Annotated in this window: 17 protein-coding genes and 1 pseudogene; 6 read left to right on the top strand and 12 right to left on the bottom strand. The window is 62.6% G+C overall.

From position 1 onward, the window contains the following. Positions 1–11 precede the first annotated feature (11 nt). Positions 12–2,162, top strand: a complete 2,151-nt coding sequence (locus tag NKI99_RS24315) for a type IV secretory system conjugative DNA transfer family protein (protein ID WP_352442686.1) — start codon at positions 12–14, stop codon at positions 2,160–2,162. Between the two features lie 413 nt (positions 2,163–2,575). Here the strand turns inward: NKI99_RS24315 and NKI99_RS24310 are convergent, their stop codons facing one another. Then, positions 2,576–3,712, bottom strand: a complete 1,137-nt coding sequence (locus NKI99_RS24310) for a trans-sulfuration enzyme family protein (RefSeq protein ID WP_352442685.1) — start codon at positions 3,710–3,712, stop codon at positions 2,576–2,578. 86 nt (positions 3,713–3,798) lie between these two features. Between NKI99_RS24310 and NKI99_RS24305 the strand changes: the two genes are divergently transcribed. Both NKI99_RS24305 and NKI99_RS24300 read left to right on the top strand, forming a co-directional pair. Continuing rightward, the gene (locus NKI99_RS24305; RefSeq protein ID WP_352612326.1) at positions 3,799–4,464 is read left to right on the top strand and encodes a helix-turn-helix domain-containing protein; all 666 of its coding nucleotides are present in this window, start codon (positions 3,799–3,801) and stop codon (positions 4,462–4,464) included. Positions 4,465–4,492: 28 nt separating this feature from the next. Next, positions 4,493–5,131: an FMN-binding negative transcriptional regulator gene (locus NKI99_RS24300; RefSeq protein ID WP_352442683.1), complete on the top strand. Its 639-nt coding sequence runs from the start codon at positions 4,493–4,495 to the stop codon at positions 5,129–5,131. A gap of 264 nt (positions 5,132–5,395) precedes the next feature. Here the strand turns inward: NKI99_RS24300 and NKI99_RS24295 are convergent, their stop codons facing one another. Further along, positions 5,396–7,621 (bottom strand): relaxase/mobilization nuclease domain-containing protein, encoded by a 2,226-nt coding sequence (locus tag NKI99_RS24295; RefSeq protein ID WP_352612324.1) that lies wholly within the window; start codon positions 7,619–7,621, stop codon positions 5,396–5,398. Then, positions 7,618–8,025, bottom strand: a complete 408-nt coding sequence (locus NKI99_RS24290; protein ID WP_352442681.1) for a hypothetical protein — start codon at positions 8,023–8,025, stop codon at positions 7,618–7,620. Before NKI99_RS24290 ends, NKI99_RS24295 begins: the two co-directional genes overlap by 4 nt. A gap of 490 nt (positions 8,026–8,515) precedes the next feature. Between NKI99_RS24290 and NKI99_RS24285 the strand changes: the two genes are divergently transcribed. Both NKI99_RS24285 and NKI99_RS24280 read left to right on the top strand, forming a co-directional pair. Continuing rightward, a complete protein-coding gene (locus tag NKI99_RS24285; protein WP_352442680.1) occupies positions 8,516–9,196 on the top strand; it encodes a nucleotide-binding protein in 681 nt (226 codons plus the stop codon). Continuing rightward, a complete protein-coding gene (locus NKI99_RS24280; RefSeq protein WP_352442679.1) occupies positions 9,193–9,600 on the top strand; it encodes a hypothetical protein in 408 nt (135 codons plus the stop codon). Before NKI99_RS24285 ends, NKI99_RS24280 begins: the two co-directional genes overlap by 4 nt. Before the next feature lie 118 nt (positions 9,601–9,718). On the opposite strand, the gene NKI99_RS24275 is transcribed toward NKI99_RS24280, so the two are convergent. The 8 genes and pseudogenes from NKI99_RS24275 to NKI99_RS24240 form a co-directional block, all read right to left on the bottom strand. Continuing rightward, complete coding sequence (locus tag NKI99_RS24275; protein ID WP_128304909.1) at positions 9,719–10,060, bottom strand: hypothetical protein; 342 nt, start codon at positions 10,058–10,060, stop codon at positions 9,719–9,721. 57 nt (positions 10,061–10,117) lie between these two features. Beyond that, positions 10,118–10,441, bottom strand: coding sequence for a DUF736 domain-containing protein (locus NKI99_RS24270; RefSeq protein WP_006205585.1), 324 nt, complete (start codon positions 10,439–10,441; stop codon positions 10,118–10,120). Between the two features lie 689 nt (positions 10,442–11,130). After that, on the bottom strand, positions 11,131–11,664 hold the full coding sequence (locus tag NKI99_RS24265; RefSeq protein WP_352442678.1) for a hypothetical protein: 534 nt from the start codon (positions 11,662–11,664) through the stop codon (positions 11,131–11,133). A 289-nt stretch (positions 11,665–11,953) separates the two neighbouring features. After that, a complete protein-coding gene (locus NKI99_RS24260; RefSeq protein ID WP_352442715.1) occupies positions 11,954–12,373 on the bottom strand; it encodes a hypothetical protein in 420 nt (139 codons plus the stop codon). Continuing rightward, entirely contained in the window at positions 12,363–12,623 is a 261-nt protein-coding gene (locus tag NKI99_RS24255) for a type II toxin-antitoxin system prevent-host-death family antitoxin (protein WP_352442677.1), read from the bottom strand. Before NKI99_RS24255 ends, NKI99_RS24260 begins: the two co-directional genes overlap by 11 nt. Positions 12,624–12,685: 62 nt before the next feature. After that, complete coding sequence (locus tag NKI99_RS24250; RefSeq protein ID WP_352612321.1) at positions 12,686–13,627, bottom strand: DUF2493 domain-containing protein; 942 nt, start codon at positions 13,625–13,627, stop codon at positions 12,686–12,688. 245 nt (positions 13,628–13,872) lie between these two features. Then, positions 13,873–14,937 carry a DUF7146 domain-containing protein gene (locus NKI99_RS24245; protein WP_352612320.1) on the bottom strand — a complete coding sequence of 355 codons (1,065 nt, stop codon included), beginning with the start codon at positions 14,935–14,937 and terminating at the stop codon, positions 13,873–13,875. 13 nt (positions 14,938–14,950) lie between these two features. Beyond that, a pseudogene (locus tag NKI99_RS24240) lies at positions 14,951–19,490 on the bottom strand (strawberry notch-like NTP hydrolase domain-containing protein). Positions 19,491–19,674: 184 nt separating this feature from the next. Between NKI99_RS24240 and NKI99_RS24235 the strand changes: the two are divergent. Beyond that, positions 19,675–20,868, top strand: coding sequence for a DUF1173 domain-containing protein (locus tag NKI99_RS24235; RefSeq protein WP_352612354.1), 1,194 nt, complete (start codon positions 19,675–19,677; stop codon positions 20,866–20,868). 36 nt (positions 20,869–20,904) lie between these two features. Here NKI99_RS24235 and NKI99_RS24230 read toward each other — a convergent pair whose 3' ends face one another. Then, entirely contained in the window at positions 20,905–21,582 is a 678-nt protein-coding gene (locus tag NKI99_RS24230) for a transposase (protein ID WP_352612318.1), read from the bottom strand. Positions 21,583–21,665: the final 83 nt, after the last annotated feature.

The following is a 21,665-nucleotide window of genomic DNA, read 5'->3' as shown; positions in this document are numbered from 1 at the left end:
GGGGCCCATCCATGCAGAAAGTCGCAACAGCAATTTTCACGGTGCTCATGGCGACGGCCTTGGGCGTCCTGCTCTTCACGGTCGCCTATGCCGCGACTGATTGGTACCGGACCAGCTCCCACGTCCTGTTCGACCAGCTGAACGCCAATCCCTTGCCGGTCGTTCGTCAGGCCTGGGCGGACACGATGGCGAGGAATTTTGGCCGGGTACAATACGGCGTTGCAGCAGGAGCATTAGGGTTTCTCTTGCCACTGGTCTGCTTGTTTCTTATGCGTCCGAGAAAGCGCAATGACTCTCGCTTCATGACCATGAGCGACGTATCGAAAACCGGCCTGGCGAAAGTGGGCGGCGTCTTCGTCGGTCGAGCCGCCGGCAGGCTTGCCGAAATTCTGTCGCCGGGCCGCGATCAGCGCTCCGGCAAGATCCGCTTCACGCAGCGCAAGCTGATCGGCGGCAAGAAATTGTGGATTGATGGCGATGACGTCGGCGGCTTCGTCATAGGGCCGCCGCGCTCCGGTAAAGGCACGTCTCTCATCATCCCGAACGCCTTGACCTGGCCGCATTCGCTCGTGGTTCTCGACCTCCGGGGCGAGACCTATGCAGCGACCGCCGGTTACCGTTCAGCCATGAGCCGCGTGGTGCGTTTCGCGCCGGCTGATCCCGACGGCAATACCGCATGCTACAATCCGATGGACTTCATCTCGCTGGACTCAGCTCAGCGCGACATCGACCTCCGCAACATCGCTGCGGCGTTGTTTCCGCGCCCCCCGTCCAACGCGGATCCCTATTGGGTCAACGATGCCCGCCTCCTTTTTACCGGCATCGCGTCCTTCGTCATGGAATCGTCTGCAATCCCGAACGAGAAGAAGACCTTCGCCGCAATCCTGGAGATCATGAACGGTGCCGAGCAGCCGCTCCTGGAATTCATCGGCTCGCTGCGCGAGGAACGCCGCCGCGAATGCTCGCATTTCACCCTGCAAACCCTGCTGCCGTATTTTGAGATGTCAGAGCGGCAGTTTTCCGGAATCTATGCCGGCGTACGCACCGGCATGGCCCCTTTTCTCAACGAGCGCCTGATGCGAGCTACGGCGCGCAGCACGTTCGATATTCGCCAGCTCAAGCGTGACCGGATTTCTCTTTATCTCGACGTGCGGCGCGAGCAGATTACGTCGCTTGGACCGTTGTTCAACGTCCTGATTACGCAGATGATGAACTTCATGTCGGAAACCATGCCGCGCGCGGACGAGCATCCGGTGCTTGTCCTGCTCGACGAGTTCCAGAACCTCGGCAAGCTCGAGAACGTGACCGAAATGGCAAGCGTGCTCGGCGGCAACGGCGTTTCGATGTGGTTTTTCGTGCAGTCGCTGAAGGCTGTGGACGAGATCTATCGCCAGGAAGGGCGCAAGACACTTATCAACGCCGCTCGCGTGCAGATCTTTTTCGGTGCGCAAGACGCTGACGATCTGCGCTACGTTTCCGAGCAGCTCGGCGAAACGTCGGACGTGCAAAAGGACGTGACGCGCACCAAGGCAACGTTGTTCGACACTTATTACACGCGCTCGGAGCACCGCAAGGAAGTGCGGCGGCCCCTCATGCGGCCGGACGAAATCCGTACGCTCGATAAGAACAAGGTCATCATATTGCCGCGCGGCGAACTGCCAATCCTCGGCACGCGCAATTTCTATTTCGCCGACGGCCAGCTCGCCAAACGCGCGTTCATGCCCCTGCCCGCCTCTACCGACCCCTCGCTCACGAAAAGCCCTGCATTGGACGCTTCCGCGGCGGTTCCATCTCCTGCGCTCCCGACGATTGTGCCGAAAGCACCCACGTACCGCTCAGGCCTCTTGCAGATCCGGCTGCGGCGCGGCGCAACATTTGCCGCAAAGGCAGGCCGTATAGCTCCGACGCCGGGCCGGCGCGCAATCGTAAAAGACCGGTTGAAAGCAACAGACGCTGCAGCGGTACCGGTCTATGCCGCCATAGATTTTTCCGCCTTGGCGGCCAAAGCGGTGACAACGCGCATAGCGCCCGACAAAGAAGCGGCGGTTGCCGCCATTCTGAACAAGGTGCGTTCTCTGCGCGCCAACGCATCCGACGCCGAGACTTTCGATCGAAATCTGAGCATCGTCGAAGATACGTTGCCAGATGTAGTCGATGGGTAGGCTAGCACTCCCATGCGGCGGAAAGGTCATTGTTTACCGTGACCTTGTCGCACACGTCATGGCGGCGCAAGACATTGCCGCGCGCTTCGGGCAGTACCATGTCTCAATCGAGAAGATCACACGGCGCGAGACGTCGACGATACTGGGCCTCGACAGGCGTTTCAGGGACCCACCCCGTCAAGTTCAATCGCAAATCCCGCATCGACCGCGCTTCGCGCAATGACATCGCCAAGTTCCCAATCCGTGAGTTCGCAAGAGCGGAAGCATTCTCCTCACGGTCCGGCTAACCTCGGATATCGAAATGCTCGGACTGCCGATGTTGTCGATCAGGTGGCGGACAATCGCTTGGCGAACGTCCGATAAGGTATGGCCCATCACAGATCCTTCGCCAGACGAGGGCTATCTGGACTCGCTTACACATTGAGGGTTGCGCCCAGGGCCTGCATCAGGTCGTCAATGATGTCCTGAGGATGCTCAAGCCCCACGGACATTCGCAGCAATCCGCCTGGCGCTTTCGATTTCGCACCCTCCACGGATGCGCGATGCTCGATCAGCGAGTGCGTCCCTCCAAGGCTTGTCGCCCGGACAACAAGCTTGAGGCGGGCGGCCACCGCCATCGCGGCATCGGTTCCACCTTCGACGAAAAAGGAAAGCATCGCTCCGTAGCCGCTCATTTGCCGCGTAGCCAGATCGTGTCCCGGATCATCTTGCAGGCCTGGAAAAAGCACTTTCTCGACGCGTGGATGAGACGCCAAAGCCTCCGCAACCTTCTGGGCGCCTTCGCAATGAGCGCGCATGCGAACCGGCAATGTCTGTAGCCCTCGTAAGGCTAGCCAACAGTCGAATGGCGCTGCGACGCTGCCCTTGTGTTTCTGGACCATCCGTAGTGGCCGTCCGAGTGGCGACGATTGCGGGACAACAACGATTCCCGCCATCAGATCCGAGTGGCCGCCAATGTACTTTGTCGCCGAGTACATGACCGCATCCGCGCCAAGTTCAAGCGTTCGCTGAAGCACAGGCGTGGCCCACGTGTTGTCCATCACCGCCAAGGCACCGGCGTCATGCGCGATTTTGCAGATAGCCGAAATGTCGACAACGCGGATCATCGGGTTCGACGGCGTCTCGACCCACACGAGGCCAGTCCGCTTTGATGTGACCGCAGCGCGCACGGCATCCAGATCGCGCATATCGACCTCAGAGAAATCGAAGCGAGACCCTATATCGGTGTCGTCCATCAGCGAGCGGATGCCAAAATACATATCGTCAGGAAGGACGATCCGTCCCGTCGAGGGGTGGCTTTCAAAGACGGTAGTGATTGCAGCCATGCCTGACGCAAAGGCTATTCCTTCGTATCCTCCCTCGAGCGCGGCCATCGCCGACTCGAATGCATTACGTGTCGGATTTGCATCACGAGTGTACTCGAACCCAAACAGAAAAGAGCCGTCGGCACCGCGCTCAAACGTCGTGCTGGTATGAAGCGGTAATGAAACCGCGCCCGTGGATGGATCGATAGCTCGACCGCAATGGATTGCCTTCGTTTCAAAGCGCACTGGCCAATTCCTGTTTAAGGCGCGGTTGCAATTTTGCGCCGGTCATTATATTGACCGTAAGCGAAGCGCGAGACCAAGTCAATATAATGACCGACACCCCAACACCTCTGGAGACCGAGCAGGCGCTTGGCCAGGCGATTGCGATCCGGATCCAGGATCTTAGGCGCGACCAAAACCTGACACTTGATCGACTGGCCAAACTGACCGGTCTGTCGAAAGGGACGGTGGTCGCGCTTGAGCAGGGTAAGGCAAACCCGAGTATCGGCATCCTTTGCCGCCTTGCCGCAGCGTTTTCGCTATCGGTTGCCGATCTGCTAAACGAGGCGCCTTCCACAGCCCCCGACCACCCGATCGAACGGAGCGTGTCCAGGACGCTTTGGACGAGCGCCAAAGGCAGCCGGGCACAGCTTCACACATCGACCTCGGGACGCATGATGTTCGAACTCTGGAGCTGGGTCCTCATGCCGGGTGATGTGTTTGCCGCCGATGCGCATAGTCCCGATACGCGCGAACTGCTCTCGGTTACCCAAGGCTCGATCAACGTCAGGGTGGGCGGCCACGAGATCCTTTTAAATGCAGGCGAGAGTGCGCGCCTGGTTACAGATCAACCCCACTCGTATGCCGCGGCATCCGACGTGCCCGCCCACTTCTCGATGGCGGTGCTTGAGCGCGGTGGACAGCGGGTTCCGGCGCCCTCGTCGCAGGCAGCGAAGTCGCCCGTTGCTGTTTCGCAAGACCTCGCAGGACACTGACAACTGCCCTTCAACAGGAGATCCCCCTTTGTACGTTCCTCCGCATTTCGCCGTGCCCGATCAGAACGCCCTCTTTGATATTATCGAAAAACACCCGTTTGGTATCCTGATCACCCACAGCAATGGCTCCCTCGACGCCAACCATATCCCCTTCGAGCTCGACCGCTCAAAGGGCGATAAGGGCGTCCTCAATTGCCATGTCGCCCGCAAAAACCCTGTCTGGGAGGAAGTTGCCAATGGCGATGAGGTCCTCGTTGTCTTCCGAGCGGCCGACGCCTACATCTCGCCGAACTGGTATCCCAGCAAACACGAATTCCATAAGCAGGTGCCGACCTGGAACTATCTCGTCGCCCACGCCCATGGTCGCATCACTGTCCGGGACGATGAGCGTTATGTGCGCCGCAACGTCGCGAAGCTCACTCACATGCACGAGGCCAACCAGCCGGCCCCATGGAAGATGGGCGACGCGCCGAAGGATTTCATTGACGCAATGACCAAAGCGATCGTGGCCTTGGAGATCGAAATCACCAGCTTGGTTGGAAAATTCAAGCTCAGCCAGAACAAAGAGGTGCGCGACATCCAGAACGCCGGAGCGACGCTGACTTCACAAGGCGCTGTTGAGGTGGGAGAAGCGATGCTCGCGGCGGCAGCGGCCAAATCCCAATAGCAACAATCTTGTCCCGACAAAGCACAGGTGCTGATTTCCCAACGGGTCCTCGAGAGACAAATGCGTCTTCGCCGGAAACTAGACCAGCATCTGACCACCCGCGATGCGGCAGGCAGCAACATTTCAATATGCCCCGCAATGACATGCGTGACCCTTGATCCTGAACCTTCGAGGCACGAACGAGCCCCGGCGACATTGTAGTTCCCTGCACTCTCCCTCATTCCAGAGGGCCGGTAAGCGGTCTTTGCTCAGCGCTCGTAATCGTTATCGTTTGAGCGCTGGGTCTTCCGGTCCTGCTCTTCCGACTGCCGCGCCTTCTGTTTGTTGGCGTCCTTCTGCTTGGCGGCTCACCTTCTCCTGCTCGGTGCCTGTGCGCGGCTCAACCGGCTGGCGGGGATCGTCCCGAGTTGGGAGGTCTCGCCCTCGCGCCTCGCGCTCGGGGATTGGCTCCTCACCGCCACCACCACGACGCTGTTGCTGCCGTTCGAATTGCAGCCGCGCGAGACGGTCGTGCATCTTGTCATTCACCTCTTCACGATACTGTTCGAACTGTCCTTGATGCGCCGGCGGCAGCGTCTCGCGCATGTTGTCCAGAGCCTGATTGACGCGGGCCATCTGACGCCGCATTTCCAAGGGGGTTTGCGCCATGTTCAAATCTCCTGTCAGTGCATTCAATTCTCTCATACCGGGATGGGACAAGAAAGACTTCTGCCCCGATTGATCAGCTCCACGATTCGCAGGAGCTGGCTGCCCCTCCCCTGTCCGATCGCGACGGAACTGCAGAAAATTGTTGCCGATCGACTCCGCTGCAGCGAGCGCCTGACCGACTACGCCCGCGGTCCGCATCGTCGTCACAGTCTTTTGCCATGCGGCAGCAATTGCATCGCCGTTCACGACAAGAGATTGCCCATCCAGTCGGCGTTGCCGCTTGGCCTCCACTCGCTCGATCGTCCTGGCGCTGACCTGGTAGCGCGGATCGCTCTGGGCGCGGCTGTAGGCTCCGGCATGCTCCTTCGTGAATGGCCGCGTCATCGCATGATCCATGCGCCGCGTCGCCACCATCGCAATGCCGTTCTCGCGTGCTTTTTCCGCAAAAGTCTCGCGCCAGGCTGCGAGATCAGGCTTGTAGAATTTCAGGCGCTCGCCGTCGGCAGAGCGCGCCTGCACCATCGCATGGACATGGACGTGCTTAGTATCCTTGTGATGCGCCAAGACGAACTTGTATCCTGGCGCTCGCTCCTCGAGCACGGCGCGCGCCGCGGCCATGACGGCGTTGGCATCGGTGCCGGCCCTTGCCGAGAAAAGCAGGTGATAGGCATTGCGGCGCTCACGCCCCGAAAACTGCGGGCGCCATTGTTCGTAGACTGAAGCCGCAGCCTTCGTGGAGTTCTTCACCAAAGGCACGGGCTCGCCATTTGCGTGACGGACGTGACTGTGGGTGCGGATGAACTTCTGCAGGAAATATTTTGCTTTGGGTTCACGGCTCACAGCCGCCGTTACCTCTGCTTTGGCGACCACCCCCGCCGCGCCCATGGTTTCAGACAACCGCGCCTCGATCTTGTCGAGCGCCTTGCTGCGCGAATTCTCCCGACCACCGGCCAGGACCTTGGCGAGCGGTCCAGCCCGCTCATCGGTGTGCGCGTAAACCTCCACCGTCTGTCCGTCCTGCGCATAGATGAACGGTTTTGCACCGAATGCCTTGTTCAGCGCCTCGCTCACGGCGGCATCGGTGACCTCGCTGGCGAGCTCGAAACGAACCTCCAGAAAATTGGTATTTTCCAGGGGCGGTTCGAACGTCTCGCAAAACGTCTCCAGGAACGCCTTTCTTGCGCCGCCTGTCGCAAGCATCTGCCCATCCTCGTCGAAAATCTCGATGTCGTGTTTCTCGCCTTTTTCGTCCTCGCGCTTGCCGATGTAATTGAGCAGCCGCGCGGCGGCTTCCCTGGTCGACGGAGGATTGGGCATGACCTTGAACACGGCAGGCTGCCCGCCCGCCGCATAGCCTGCCCTCGCCGCCACAGCCCGCGCCTGATAACCCGCCCGCGCCGCTCGCCCTGTAGCGCTCGCGCGACCCGCGCCACGGCCACCACCGCCGCCGCGCCGCTTCCAGTCTTCCTCCTCCTCTTCCGGCCGGAAACCGGCGAGCGTGGCGCCATAGACCATGATCGGCGCGCTAGGGGCTCTGGGCGAACTCGCAGCAGCAGTCGACTTCGGTGCCCTGCTGGACATGGAACTCCCCGAAGCCCCCAATCCTCCCGGCGACGAACGAGGGGTGTTGCTGCCGCCACCTAGCGTCGACCCGGCCTGTCCTTGCCCGAGGCGTCCGCCGCCACCGGTTCGCTCATAACTCTTCATCGCCTGTAATTCACCGGCCTCGCGTCGGGCGCCCGTCACGGACTTGTCGTCGTGGAGCTCCTCACGCTTCACGTCGGACTCGCCCCGCAGATAGCGTTCGATTTCGGCCGCGTAGCCAGCAAGACGACCGCTCATGGGCTGGCTTCCCTCGCCTTGCGTGACCCGCCAGTCATCGTCTTCAGTTCCTCGCGAAACTGCCGCACCAGGTTGCCCACGGCGATCAGCGCCTGCTCAAGATCCTCATCATGGGCAACACGGCCGTCGTTCATGGCGCGCACGGCTTGATTGAAATTGACACGGACGCGCCGCAGCTGGTCGGTCATGTCGACGATCGCCGGCCGTAACGCCTCTGAAGCGACAGGCAGATGCCCCGCCTCTGCCCGCACAAGACGCCGCACGACCTCGCTGACGGTCACGCCGTCCCGCTCCACAACGGCTTTGAGACTGGCCAGCTCGTCAGCCGAAAACCGGATGTGTGTCACCTCGCCGTAGCGTCGTGACGCGCTCTTCACCGCTGCATTCTGGGCGTCTGCATCCATCTCTCAAGCCCGCTTGCGGGCGCTAAGGCCCGTCAGGGCCGCGCCGCTTATTTTGTGTGTATCACAAAATAGGCTATCCTGCCAATACCAACAAATGGGAGAGGAGGAAAGGAAATTATGGGCGCGTCTTCTCACCGGCCCAGTTGTCGGGCGCGGGCGAAATGTTCCCGTCGTGATTTGATGCGATGTGTCTATGATGCGTTGGCGACTTGTTTCCGTGTTAACACGGAAACATCGGCCTCTGATGGTCAGCCGGAAGCGTAGTCGGAAAATGCGCGGTCGACGGGCCACCGGACCCCTTCTCTGCTGAGGATTAGCAGCTGGGCAAAAACTGCCCCTTTAGCGAGCCCTTATTGATGCGCGCCTGGGTTGCCAAACCAGCCTTCCCCGTCGACAATGTCACCATGTTTCGACCGTGACATATTCTATGCATCCATGATGACTTGTTTCCATGCATGGAAACAAGGAGACAACGCCGGAAGGAGGCCCAATGATCATCTCCGCCGCGATCCCAAAGGGCGGCACTGGCAAATCGACGATGCTGCGCACCCTGGCATCCGTCGCGCTGCATAGAGGGTACTCGGTCACTCTTATCGATGGCGACCGGCGGCAGAACATGAACCGCTGGTTCCAGATGCTCGGCGAAGCTGGCAATCGTCCTGACAAACTTACGATGGTGAGCGCAATGACGCCACAGGAAATCCTTCGCGCGGCAGCCACTCACAACGGAGAACGCTCGGTCGTCTTGATCGATACGGAAGGCACCACAAATGACAACCTCATGGCCGGGCTCTTCGCGGCCGACATTGTCGTCGTGCCGGTCTATTTTGCCCTCGACGATGTGACCGCCGCCATCCAGATCACCGACCACTACATCCCGCTGGCGGTCGAGAGCCGGGGTAGACCGCTGCCTGCGATATTCGTGCTGACCAAGCAGACCATCATCGATGGCAGGGCGCGAGCCCTGACAGAACTGCGCGCCATCATCCAGGCCAACGGGACACCGATTGCGGAACACGTCCTGCACAATCGCGTTGCCTACCGCGACCTTCAGACCGGGCAGACCCTTTACAGCCCCGAGGTGCCCGACGCGAAGGCGATTGCCGAGAGCGAAGGGGTCTTCGACGACCTTCTGCAAACCTTCATCGAAGCCACAAGGAACGCGGCATGAGTGAAGAAACCGCACCTAAAGCCGGTGACGACAAGAAAGCCCGCATGATGAAGGCGATCTCCACGCAGCCGCCGGCGCTGCCCAGCATGTTCATCCCACAGAAGGCCGAGCCATCAGGGATCAAGGAGCAAGCTACGCCCCAGATGCAGGAACCGACAAAGCCATCCCCGGCAGTCGGGCCCGATTTCCGCAAGCTGCTGCGGCAGGGTCAGAAAAAGGACCCCATCGCCGGAAAGAAGATTCGCGAGGAGGAGATGATCCGCTGCGGATACTATCTGACGGCCGTGGAGCAGCGCCAGTTCAAATTGCTGGCGATCAGCAACGGGCACAGCATGACCGAACTGCTGCGTAAGGCCGTGCAGGATTATATCCGCATACATAAGCACAAACTGCCGAAGGAATAATCGGCGGTTTTGGAGTCGCTCTCGCATGCCGTGACGGGTGATGTTAGTGGCTCCTTTGCAACGTGCAAAAAAAGGGCCCGCGACGGAACACTCCGTCGCGGGCCCTGAGATGTGTTGCCTACTTGGGATGGTTGAGGTGTTTCAGCACTTGGCCGAGGATTGTGTCTCGCACCGGACGCCCGCTGGCTGCCGCTTTGTCGTCGACCAGCTTTGCGGCCAGTTTGGGCGACAGCGGGATGAAGTCGTAGCCGTGTGAGATGGCTGCGCGGTGAAGATCCTCAAGCGTTTCGAACGCGCGATCGTGGGTGCCGAGCCAAAGACCGGGCTCGTCGGTTTCTTCGTGCGGGAACGCTTGCAGGAAGTAGGTCCGAAGTGGTGGATCGTAGCCGATGACAGCGTCTGGGTCCGAGCGGCCCTGTCCGGTGACGGTGCCAGTGACAGTGATGGTGTAGCGGCTCATTGCAACCTCCTTTTGCCGGTGGGGAGCCGGCCCCTTGCGGGGCCGGCCACCGATGCCTCACTGGGGGTTGTTCCAGAGGATGACCTTCTTGTTTTCCTCGCCACCCGGGGCGGGAGCGAGATTGCCGAAGATCACGCCGATCTCGGGGGCTTCCAGCTTGACCGAGAGGTACTCCTCGCCCGAGCGCTGGGAGATGCGGTGCCAGCCGGCTCCGATCTCGAAGCCCGTGCGCTTGTTGACGATCCGGTAGTCGGGGGCGTCCTCGCGCGACTTGTTGGTGTTCGGGATCAGGGTGATCGGGGCGTTGACCCGGAGCGTGGCGAAGACGCCTTCCATCGAGCCGTCGGCCTTGGTGGTGAGGTTTGCGATCGTGGTGGCCATGGTAGTTCTCCTTAGGTTGCATCGGGACCATTCCCGATGGCGCCAAAGGAGAGGGCCGTCCTGCTGCGGTCATCTCGGCGAAAATTCTGGAAAATTCTATTTGCCGAAAAATTGCGGGCAGGCCCTTCGCCTGCCCGCAGACAAAAACAGAAATCGAATTTTCCTGAATATTCGCCGAGTGTACCCCCAACGGGGGTTGACCGCACAAAGCAGGCGGTCGTCTACAAAGGCGACATGAAACGGGAATGGCCCCGGATGCGACCGAAGGAGAAGAACTCAGGCCGCCATCGCTAGACCGCCGACGCAACGCTGCCGGATCGCAGGAACATGCTGCATGTCGTCGGCATCGCCAACACATCGAACAGCAGCCCGGCGCGTGGCCGCCTTGCATGTTCGGTCTCGCGGCAGAGTGGTTTCGAGATCGGAGCCGGCTGGCAGCGGCCTTCACGCCCCTCGGGGACGATACCGCGCAGTCAGGTTGGATGACCCGGCAAGCCAGGATGTTGTTCGGCACGCTTGCACCCGCTTCAGAGGCGAGAAGCATCAAGATGATCATCCGCACAACGCCCCGCGGCTCTGCGCGTGGACCGGTTTCGAAAGGGGCCGGCTCCGTCCGCACATACAGTGGATTAGGCGGCGCGGAGCCGGATCAACATATCGGATTGAACCCGCCGGGCTGTCGGCAGCCATCATCCTGGCAACGTTAGACGCTCCTCCGGCATCATGCGGGCTTCGGCTTGGCGGCGAATGTCCGAACCGGCATGGCGGAGCATGGCGCACCAGTCCTCCACATTGTACGTCGTTGCCATCCGGCCCCTGGCCAGATCGTAAATGACGCACGGCTTGTTTGCGATGGCGAGCCGAAGCACGTTGACGGCCGTACCGGGTGATGCGCCGTCCCAGACCATCATGCCAAAGTCGGCGCGCCGCGCCATCTCCCGGTCCTTGGCGGCGTCGTACCAAGATCCATGAGTGCCTCCAGGTGACGGGACATGGTAGGCGGCCCAGTCGCCCAGATTGTTGCGGGGTTCCTTGCCGGCATGGAAGACCCCGACATGCTCGTACTTGTAGCCCGCGAGCAGGCCCTGCGCCTCGGCATCGGCTCCCGACGCGTCGCCAACCAGCACGCCGTGCTCGGCAGCAACGATTGCGCCGATGCGAGCGATGGCAGGTTCCGGCAGCTCGAATATCTCGCGTGATCCACCTATGAATATCATCGACATGCTGACTTTCCCTTCTCTCCCGCGTCCCCCGCCCCGCGCCGGCCGCCCTCTCCCCTGGCCCTGCGCGAGGGATCGTCACCCGAAGGCCGAGACGGCAAAGCCGGCTCGGGAAGCGGCGGGACGCCGCGACGAGAGCCCGGCCGGCCGCAGGCCGGCGCGCCCGGATCCTGCAGCTGCCGGAGGCGCTACGCGCATCTGGCTAGTGGCGCTTCGCGCTGGAGCTAGTGGTCTTGTCGGCCAGCCAGAGGCTCCCGTCCTGGATCGAGCGCATGGCCGCGAAAAGAGAACGTCAATCCAGACGGCTGACGCGGCGGCCCTCGCTGCGCGCTTCGATAAAGGCGCCTGCGATCTTCATCATGAATGCCTTGCTGAAACGACCGAGGGGCTTACCGTCGGCTTCGATGTACCAGGAGCGTTCGGCAATATCGTAGTTGTATTCGTCAACCACTATCCAGCAGCGTTTGAGATCGGTCAGACCGGCGCGGCGGCACTCGATAGCGGAGACTTCCAAACCGACCCGATCGCTGGTCGGTGGCTGGGTGGTTATAGCCAGGAGCGCGAGATGGGTCAGGCCATCTCTTGCGCCGCGGACAGCGATGACCACGCAGGTCGGCCGGCTCTTGCGGCCTTCCGTTTCGCCGCGCTCGTATTGCCATGCCCAAAGATAAGGATAGGAGATCACCTGACCGGGCAGAAATCTACCGCTCATCATCGTATCCTTCCCCGCGCGCCAATCGGTCGATCTCGGCGGCGAAGAGTTCCGTGTGTTCCTCCGGCATCTCGGCGGCATGGTATGCGCGGCGGGGATCGCCGCCGATGCGCATCCGTTCGTAGTGCTCGTAACTCATCAGCACGAACCGGGGTTTCCGGTGCTTGGTAAGAATAACGGGTTCGCGGCTGGCAACGTCGGTGACGTCGCCAACCTGCTTGTTGAGATCCCCCGTCGTGAACTGGCGCATGGCTGGACTCCTTATCGATCTCCATATTATCCAGATTTCCCTGATTTGCAAGAAAACGGCGCTCACGCGCCGCCCTCCGCGAACCGCCAGACGGGGATGCCGAGCCGACGGGCCTTGTCGGCGAGGTTGTCGGTTATCCCGGAGCCGGGAAAGACGATGAGGCCGTAGGGCACCACGGAGAGAAGCTGGTCGTTGCGGCGGAACGGAGCCGCCTTGGCGTGCCGGTTCCAGTCCGGCTTGAAGGCGATCTGGGTGACCTTCCGGTTCTCGGCCCAGCAGGCGGCGATGCGCTCGGCGCCGCGCGGGCTGCCGCCGTGGAGCAGGACCATGTCGGGATGCTTCTCGCGGGCCTTGTCGAGCGCGTCCCAGATCCGGTCGTGATCGTTGCAGTCGAGGCCGCCGGCGAAGGCAATCTTGGTGCCGGCCGGAACAAGCACCTCGTTTTCGGCGTGGCGGCGGGCGGCGAGGAAGTCGCGGCTGTCGATCACCGCTGCGGTCATCGCCTGGTGGCTGACCTTGGAGCCGGTGCGCGGCCGCCATGCCGATCCGGTTTGTGCCTCGTAGAGCTCGGCGGCCTCATCGCGCATGATTTCGAGCACGTTGCGGCGCTCGATATAGCTGATGCCTTCCGCGGTCAGCCGCTCCAGCTCGACCGACTTCACCTCCGAGCCGTCCTGCTCCTGCTGACTCGAGCGCTGCGCCTCCTCGTTGCGGTCGAGGCTGCGGGCGACACGCTCGGCGGCACGGTGGAAGACGTTTGCGAACGACCAGAGCAGGTCGTCGAGATCGGGTTCGAGCCTGGTGTCCCCGAGCATGCCGGCGAAGGTTTCTACGATCCCGGCGAGGCCGGCCCGGATCACCTCGTCGTCGGGAAGCGGCCGAGGGTCAGGTTCGTCCTGATGCGGGCGATGGCCGTACATCTGCAGTTCGAGGATGACGCGGTCGGTCGGCGAGGAGGCGTGGGAGGGCTCGTAGGCGTCGTCGAGAGGAATGTCGTAGGTCATGGCGGTGTCTCCGTCGGTTGTGGCCGCGCCTATCGCGGCCTGACAGCGCATCCCAGCCGCGCGCCGGGCGCGGCCGCACCGAAGGCCGAAGCGCGAGCGGAGGACGGCGAAGCCGTTGCGGCCGTGACTGGGGGGTGGCAGGGGTCGCCTCTCAGGCAGGCCGCGCGCGCGGCCTCTCCGGTGGACCCCCGCCATATCTGCAGGCTGTCCGATGCCGCGCCGAGCCGCGTGCCGGCCCGACCCATTCATCCGGGCGGCAGGAAGAGACGGGCATCCTCCGGGACGAGTTGATCGCGGAGCCATGCCGCGAGGTGGGCTTGGCCGAGATGACGCAGATCGTCGTTGAAGTCGCCGAGCTGCGGCCGCAGCACCAGGGCGAGAATCCCTGCCTCGCCTGCGCGCTGGCTGAGACGCTCTATGCCGTGCCGGCCGGCGGCGTCGGCATCGGCTGCGATGTAGAGGCGACGGCAGCCAGGCGGGAAGATCAGGCCGGCGAGGTGATTGGCTGAGGTGGCGGCAGCCAACGGCAGCGCCGGCATCACCGTCCGGAGCGACGCCATCGTCTCGAAGCCCTCGCCGGCGGCCATGACGGGCGCACCGGACTGTTGGCGTAGCCAGATGCCGTTGCCCAGCAGGTGACCAAGCGAGCGGCGTGGATCGGCGACCGGCGCCTTGCCGACCTTGCCACTCGGGTCCAGCCCAGAGGACAGGTAAGTGCGCTGCAGGCCGGTGATACGCCCGTCGAGGCTGGTGACAGCGGCGATCAGCGCAGGCAGGGTCCGCGTCTCGCCCGTGACGAGATCCCTGTAGTAGCAGCCAGGATGGAAGCGCAGCGCGCGCTCATGCGTCGAAAGCAAAATGCCGCGACCGGCAAGATAGCGTTCGGCCAGCGTACCGGCGATCGGATGGGACATGGCGAACAGGCGACGCGCGGCGTCAGGCGAGCCGCGTGTCGCAGCAGACTGGCGATGCGAGCCAAGGTCCTGGGGCGGGAGCTGGGGCGGTGGCAGCGGCATGGAGAGGAAGCGACGTGCTTCATCCGCGACCTCGCGGAAGTCGACCAGACCACAGCTCTGCTCGATGACGTCAAGAAGGTCGCCATATTCCCCCGATTGCTCGTCGACCCATTTTCCGGCTGCCTTGCCGCCAACCGCCTTGAGCCGCACATGCATGGAACGGCCGCGCGTGTTGCGGACATCACCGACCATCCAGTAATTGCCGAAGCGATGGCCGTTGGAGAGATATTCGCGGCACGCCGCCTCGGCATGTTCGCCGAGGCGGCGTGCCAGCTCGGATGCCGAGCCGGACATGACCGCCTCCCCCTCAAACCGCTGCTGTACGGTCGGTGACGCCAACCAGCGTATGGCTGTCGATAAGCGTGGCGAGAATGGCGGACCCTTGCGCGGTCGTCGGGATGAACAGCCGCAGCTTCCAGGAGATGATCTCGGAGATCAGCCCCAGCGCCTTCAGCCGAGGGACCATCGCGTCGGTGAAACCGATCAATTCGACACGGTAGTCGTTCATGACCCGACTGCGGCGCAGGATCAGGCCGTCGGCAAGCTGCAACCCGATCCGCCCCTCGATCAAGCCGGTCCATGCCTCGTCCAGAGCGAGGGTCGGAACATCGTCGACGCCGAGATTGCGCAACATGGTCGCGACCAGCGTCGGCGCGATGTGGCGGCCGATGATGCGTTCGCCGGCGTCGGTCTGGATCCGGTAGACCTGACAATCATGGTCTGGCAAGCCGACGCCAGATCGGCAGCAGCAGACCCGTCACGATGTGAAAGGTGCTGGTGGTGAACTCCGGGACGGCGGCGACTTCTGCCTGCCACAGGTCGCAGAACGATTTTCGGTCGGCGGGCTGCCAGTGGGTTTCGGCAAGCGCGTCGAGACCGAAGCGCAGCTCGTCCGTTGGCCGCAGCAGGCGCACTCGGTGTTCGACGGTTCCGTCGTCGAGCATCAGGCTCGCCGTCGGCAGGCGGATCGCCGCGCGGTTCGACCGCGTGTTCACCAACAGAACCGATTGCGGTTCCGCCCGGACGATGGCCAGCGCGTCGACGAGGCTGAGCGGCCGTGTACGGTCCTTGCGCGCGACGGTCAGCACATGCGACTGCGCGCCCGAGACCGGGTGCGCGTAGACGGTGCGGCGATCGGTGACGACGATGCTCTCCGCCGTGATCGTCTCCAGACCTTTGTCATAGGAGCCGGCAGCGATCGCGCCCTCGACCTTCGCCGCCATCAACTGCTCGAACACCTCGAACAGCAGGTTCTGGGTTTCGATGCGCAGCGCCAGCAGGCGATTGAGCCAGGTCGTGATCGGCGGCAGTTCGTCGCGCAGCCCGCCCTCGTCAGTCGTCAGCGACAGGCCGGTCACGGTCTCGAAGGTCGTGAGCGAACAACCTTCGATCCTGCCCTGATGCAGCAGCATGTAGAATTGGCGAAGTGCGGCCCGCGCGTAGGGGCTTTCGAGATTGTCCTCGGCACGGAACAGCCCTGCCCCGCCGGTCTGGCGCTGGCCGCGCGTGATCGCGCCCAGCGTGTCGAGCCGTCGTGCGATCGTCGACAGGAAGCGCTTGCCCGCCTTCACATTGGCGGCCATCGGCCGGAACAAGGGAGGTTGCTTCTGATTTGTGCGGTGCGTCCGTCCGAGACCCTGGATGGCATTGTCGGCGCGCCAGCCGGCCTCGAGCAGATAGTGCTTGCGCAGCCTCTGGTTCCTGACCCCGAGATCGGCGTGGTAGGAGCGGCCGGTGCCGCCGGCGTCGGAAAAGATCAGTACGCGCTTGTGGTCATCCATAAAACTCTTGGTCTCGGCGAGATTGGCCGAGCCCGGGCGGTTCTCGACGGCAAGCCGGTCGATACCGTCGCGGCCGGTCTTCTTGACGATGCGCCGCGAGCGGCCGGTCACCTCGGCGACGGTGTCGGTGCCAAAGTGATGGATGATCTGGTCAAGGGCCCCGCCGACAGGCGGCAACGACGCAAGCCGCTCGACCATCTCGTCGCGCCGGCGAACGGCCTCCCGGCACTGAACCGGATTGCCATCTTCGTCGTGAACGGGCCGCGAATAGACATTGCCATCGGCGTCCGAGTATTCCTCGAACAACTGCGTCGGGAAGGAATGCATCAGGTACCCGCCGACATATTCCCGCGGCGTGACGTCGACATGCAGGTCCGACCATTCCTCGGTCGGGATTTCGGCAAGTCGCCGTTCCATCAGCGCTTCGCCGGTCGAGACGATCTGCACGATCGCCGAATGGCCGTCGGCAAGATCCTGTCCGATCGCGCCGATCAGCGTGGGCGTCATCATCGAGGTGATCAAATGCGAGAAAAAGCGCTGCTTGGTGCTCTCGAAGGCCGAGCGCGCCGCCGATTTGGCATTACGGTTCAGCGTGCCGGATTCACTGGTGATGTTGGTCGCCTCGAGTGCGGCGGTCAGGTTGTTGTGGATGACCTGGAAAGCGTCGGCATAGGCGTTGTAGATGCGGATCTGTTCCTCGGTCAGCGCGTGCTCGAGAAGGTCGTATTCGACACCGTCATAGGAAAGCGAGCGCGCTGTAGAGAGTCCGAGCGACTTGAGATCGCGAGCGAGCACTTCCATCGCCGCGACACCGCCGTCCTCGATCGCCGCGACGAACTCGGCACGGTTGGCGAATGGAAAATCCTCGCTGCCCCAGATGCCGAGGCGCTGCGCGTAGGCGAGGTTCTCGACGGCGGTCGCGCCAGTGGCGGAGACATAGACGATGCGGGCGTCCGGCAGTGCATGCTGCAGCCGCAGACCCGCCTTGCCTTGTTGCGAGGGCGCGACGTCGCCTCGCTCGCTTTTGCCGCCAGCGGCATTGGCCATGGCGTGGGCCTCGTCGAAGACGATGACGCCATCGAAAGATTTTTTTGCCCCCGACGGGTTTTCTCCAATCCCCGTCTGGCTTTCTTTAATCCCCGTCGGGCTTTCGGCCCTTCCCGTGTCTTGTCCAACCCAGTCGAGGATCTGGGCGATCCGGGATTTCTTGCCCTCCCGTTCCTGCGAGCGGAGCGTCGCGTAGGTCGTGAACAGGATGCCCTCGGCAAGGCGGATCGGTGTGCCCTGCCGATAACGTGACAGCGGCTGCACGAGAAGTTTTTCCTGGCCAAGTGCTGCCCAATCGCGCTGGGCGTCTTCCAGCAATTTGTCGGACTTGGAAATCCAGATCGCACGGCGGCGGCCCTGCAGCCAGTTGTCGAGGATGATGCCGGCGACTTGCCGTCCCTTGCCGCAGCCGGTTCCGTCACCCAAAAACCAGCCACGGCGGAAGCGGACAGCGTCCGCAGCCCCTTCTGGCGCGGCCGAGACGACATCGCAGGTCTCGTCAACCGTCCAGGCGCCGGTGAGATGGCCGCAATGGGCTTCACCCGCATAGACGACGCTTTCGAGCTGGGCGTCCGACAGCAGGCCTTCGTCGACGATCGCATCAGGTAAAAGCGGCCGATAGGAAGGTTTTGGTGGCGCGACGGCGGCCATTGCGGCCGACTGCACGAGCGGCGTCGGATGCGGCTTGGCGCGGGGAATGTCGATCGACTGGAGCGCGTACGGTTCGTAGATCGTGTCGGTGAGCCGGCCGCCCTCCTCCGGCATCCAGTCGCGCAGCTCATAGGCGAGCGGGACGGCAGGCGCGCTGCTTGCCATGACCCGGCGAGCGGGCTTCGCCCGCACAATCGGACGGACCGATCGGATGGCCTTCGGAGCAGCCGTTGAAACACGGAGGGGTGCGGCTCTCGCCCCCGATCGGGCGCCCATGTGCATGGCGGCATTGCGCAGGATGCCGCTTAACAACGCACCGATCGAGTCCGGAAAGCCGCCCGGTGCTCGGGGCGGCAGGGCGGAGATCCAGGAGAGCAACGTCTCGACATCCATGGCCTTGCCCGGCGAGCCGGAGAAGCTGGTTGGGTCGGTAGCAGGAACTTTGTCGATGATGGTCAAGCGGGTCTCAGTGGTGGTGCCATGGCGGGCGTAGACACGGCCGTCGATCGCCGCGGTGAAGACAATGGTGCCCCGCTGCTGCAGGCGTTCGAAGGCGGGCCGCCATTTGGGGTTTTCGGAAGACAGGCCGGTGCCGGTGATGGCGACCAGGCGTCCACCCGGACGCAGGCGTGCGAATGCGGAGGAGAGATGCCGCCATGCCGCGTCAGTGACGTGGCCATCGACATAGGCGCCGACGCTGAAGGGTGGATTCATCAGCACGACGGACGGCTCCATGGCCGCGTCGAGATGATCGTCGATATGGGCGGCGTCGTGCCGCGAGACGGAAACCTGTGGAAACAGCAGGCCGAGGAGATCGGTCCGCGTCGCGGCAAACTCGTTGAGGGCGATCGAGGCGCGCGCCATCTCGGCATGGACGGCGAGCAGACCGGTGCCGGCCGAGGGTTCGAGAACGAGGTCGCAAGATGCGATCGCCGCGGCGTGCGCTGTGACGAAGGCCAGCGGCAAGGGCGTGGAGAGCTGCTGCATGGCCTGACTCTCGTCGGAGCGCCGTGTGTGGGTCGGAACGAGTTCCGCGATGCGCTTCATCATCGCCAGCGTTGCCTGGGGCGTGGTGGACCGGGACAGGATCGCAGGGCCGAACCGGCGCAAGAACAGCACCTGGGCGACTTCGAGCGCCTCATAGGCCTCCTTCCAGACCCAGAACCCTTGCGCATCGCTGCCGCCAAAACCTGTCGTAATGGCGGTGCGCAGTGCGGCGGTGGTGACAGGCTTGCCCTGCTCGAGGAAAGGCAGAAGCAGCGTTGCCGCTTGATAGATTGCCTGGGCGTTGTTGATGGAGGCCGGCGTCGGCGCGTCGAGGGGAGCGGCGGTCCGGGTAACGGCAGCTGTGGCGGAAACGATGTTCATGGAGATGTCCTTCGCGAGGGGGAATGATGCCCGCGCCGGCACTCTCTCCGCGCCAGCCGGGCCACACTCCTCCCGGCTCCCCTCTGCCTCTGGCGCCGATGCACCAAAGGGGTTGCGCTCTGTGCAAACCCATGACTTGAATGCGCGCACAGGGATGCGGCGGCGACCTGGAGCTGTGGAGGTGATGCGACGGTTCAGAATTGGCAGTGCGGTCTACGAGGAGGCAGCGCCTGACCTGCAGGCGGCGCTGGCGAGCGCTTATGCCCGCACCGAGCGTCCGCTATGCCTGTGCCGCGAACCAGGCTGTCCGATGTACATCGCCCGCATCGGCGACCTTCACCTGATCAAGCGCATGCCGCTGAGCGGCGGCGGGCATGATCCATCCTGTGAATCGTATGAGGCGCCTTACGAACTGTCCGGCCTGGGCGCCTTGATGGGCAGCGCGATACAGCTCGATCCGCAAAATGGCTTGGCGGCCCTCAAGTTGGACTTCAGCCTGTCGAAGACGGGGAGCCGCGCGGCATCGGTGCCTGCGGGGCAAAGTTCCGCCAGCGTAACCGCCGATCCCAGGAGGATGTCGCTGCGAGGCCTCCTTCATTATCTCTGGCACGAGGCCGAATTGACGGTCTGGACATCGCGATGGGCCGGCAAGCGACATTGGTGGAATGTCCGCTGGCATCTGCTCGAGGCCGCCGGGCAAATGACCGTGAGAGGCGGACCGCTCGCGGATATCATGTTCGTGCCCGAGCCGTTTCGCGCCGAGAACAGGCAAGCGATCGAAAATCGTCGCAACGCGGTTCTCGGCACGGCGCTCCCGCCGAAATCCGGTCCCCGAAAGTTGCTCGTCCTGGTCGGCGAGGTGAAAGAGATCGTGCCCGCCCGCTCCGGTCAGAAACTCGTCATCAGGCACCTGCCCGGCTTCCCCTTCATGATCGACGATGCATTGCATCGCCGCTTGCAGGCGCGTTTTGAGAAAGAATTGTCGCTATGGGCAGCGGATTCCAGCTCGCATCTCATGACGATCGCGACATTCGGAATGAACCCGGCCGGCCTCGCCATTGTCGAGGAGGTCGCGTTGATAGTGGTGTCCGAAAACTGGATTCCCTACGAGACGGTCCCGGAGAAAAGGCTCGTCGATGGGCTCGCCCGCCTTCGCGAGAAGAGCGTGAAGGGATTGCGCTTTGACCTGCAACCCGACCACCCGATCGCCAACGCCTTGCTCCAGAACAGGCCAGAGCCGATTGCACTCTTTGTCGTTCCGGCCGGAGCAGACGAGAACTACGAAGCGTCGCTCGACGAAATGATCGCCGCACGACCGGAGATCGGCTCCTGGGTGTGGCGGGTCGGCGAAGGCGATATGCCGCCGCTACCGCCTTGAGCGTCGGCGGAATTTCCGTCGATGCTTCAGTATGCCTTAGGCCAGGCCCAGCTTCTTCTTGAGCTCGGCATTTTCCTTGCGCAGACGGTCGGCAAGGAGATTCTTAAGGCGCTTGTTTTCTTCTTCGAGTGCGACAAGATCGCGGAGATCGCCGCTGTCTAAAGAAGGTGCGGCAGACCTCTTCCACTGATAGTAGGTCTGCTCGGATATGCCGGCCTGGCCGACCGCAATCTTGCTGGTCGCGCCGCCAGCGATCGATTTCTCGGTCTGGGCAAGCTTCTGGGCGCGTTCCTTCTCAGAATAGGTCTTTCGGGCGGTCTTCGCTGCCACGGGAGCTTCCGCGGCCTGGGGCGCAGGTTTCGCTCCGTTCTTGCGGACCGGCTCTACGAGCTCTGCCTTCGCTTTCTTTGCTCGCGGAACTTTCTTCTTCGATTCAGGCACTCTGGCTGGCGCTACTGTCGTCTGAACAGTCTGATCATCCTGAAAATCGGCCATCATATACTCCGCTTGTGGTGTTTCCCCTTCTTCAGCATCAAGGGGTCGAATACTGAAGTCAATGACCTGGGAATTTGGAAGCTGAGCAGCATGAGCCGGCCGCGTCATCTCCGTGGCTATCTTGGACAGGTCGAGATCGCCCCAGATCGAATGGCTTGGCTTCTGCTTACCGCGCCTCTGTTTCAGTTCCACGATGAATGGCCGGATCTGGCGCTTCATAGTCTGTTCCTTGATGTGAGCATGTCTTGCAAGCCAAGTCGCTGCCCGTGTTATCTGGTACCCGACGTATCTTATCGAACTCG

The sequence above is a fragment of the Mesorhizobium sp. M0239 genome (assembly GCF_040321815.1).
Taxonomy (GTDB): Bacteria; Pseudomonadota; Alphaproteobacteria; order Rhizobiales; family Rhizobiaceae; genus Mesorhizobium.
Note: the sequence above shows the minus strand (reverse complement) of the source record. Positions and strands in the feature narration are given on the sequence as shown.

Coding starts and splice junctions, on each gene's coding strand:
- NKI99_RS24315 (WP_352442686.1), top strand. CDS start 12: ATGCAGAAAGTCGCAACAGCAATTTTCACGGTGCTCATGGCGACGGCC.
- NKI99_RS24305 (WP_352612326.1), top strand. CDS start 3,799: ATGACCGACACCCCAACACCTCTGGAGACCGAGCAGGCGCTTGGCCAG.
- NKI99_RS24295 (WP_352612324.1), bottom strand. CDS start 7,621: ATGAGCGGTCGTCTTGCTGGCTACGCGGCCGAAATCGAACGCTATCTG.
- NKI99_RS24290 (WP_352442681.1), bottom strand. CDS start 8,025: ATGGATGCAGACGCCCAGAATGCAGCGGTGAAGAGCGCGTCACGACGC.
- NKI99_RS24285 (WP_352442680.1), top strand. CDS start 8,516: ATGATCATCTCCGCCGCGATCCCAAAGGGCGGCACTGGCAAATCGACG.
- NKI99_RS24280 (WP_352442679.1), top strand. CDS start 9,193: ATGAGTGAAGAAACCGCACCTAAAGCCGGTGACGACAAGAAAGCCCGC.
- NKI99_RS24275 (WP_128304909.1), bottom strand. CDS start 10,060: ATGAGCCGCTACACCATCACTGTCACTGGCACCGTCACCGGACAGGGC.
- NKI99_RS24270 (WP_006205585.1), bottom strand. CDS start 10,441: ATGGCCACCACGATCGCAAACCTCACCACCAAGGCCGACGGCTCGATG.
- NKI99_RS24265 (WP_352442678.1), bottom strand. CDS start 11,664: ATGTCGATGATATTCATAGGTGGATCACGCGAGATATTCGAGCTGCCG.
- NKI99_RS24260 (WP_352442715.1), bottom strand. CDS start 12,373: ATGAGCGGTAGATTTCTGCCCGGTCAGGTGATCTCCTATCCTTATCTT.
- NKI99_RS24255 (WP_352442677.1), bottom strand. CDS start 12,623: ATGCGCCAGTTCACGACGGGGGATCTCAACAAGCAGGTTGGCGACGTC.
- NKI99_RS24250 (WP_352612321.1), bottom strand. CDS start 13,627: ATGACCTACGACATTCCTCTCGACGACGCCTACGAGCCCTCCCACGCC.
- NKI99_RS24245 (WP_352612320.1), bottom strand. CDS start 14,937: ATGTCCGGCTCGGCATCCGAGCTGGCACGCCGCCTCGGCGAACATGCC.
- NKI99_RS24235 (WP_352612354.1), top strand. CDS start 19,675: ATGCGACGGTTCAGAATTGGCAGTGCGGTCTACGAGGAGGCAGCGCCT.
- NKI99_RS24230 (WP_352612318.1), bottom strand. CDS start 21,582: ATGAAGCGCCAGATCCGGCCATTCATCGTGGAACTGAAACAGAGGCGC.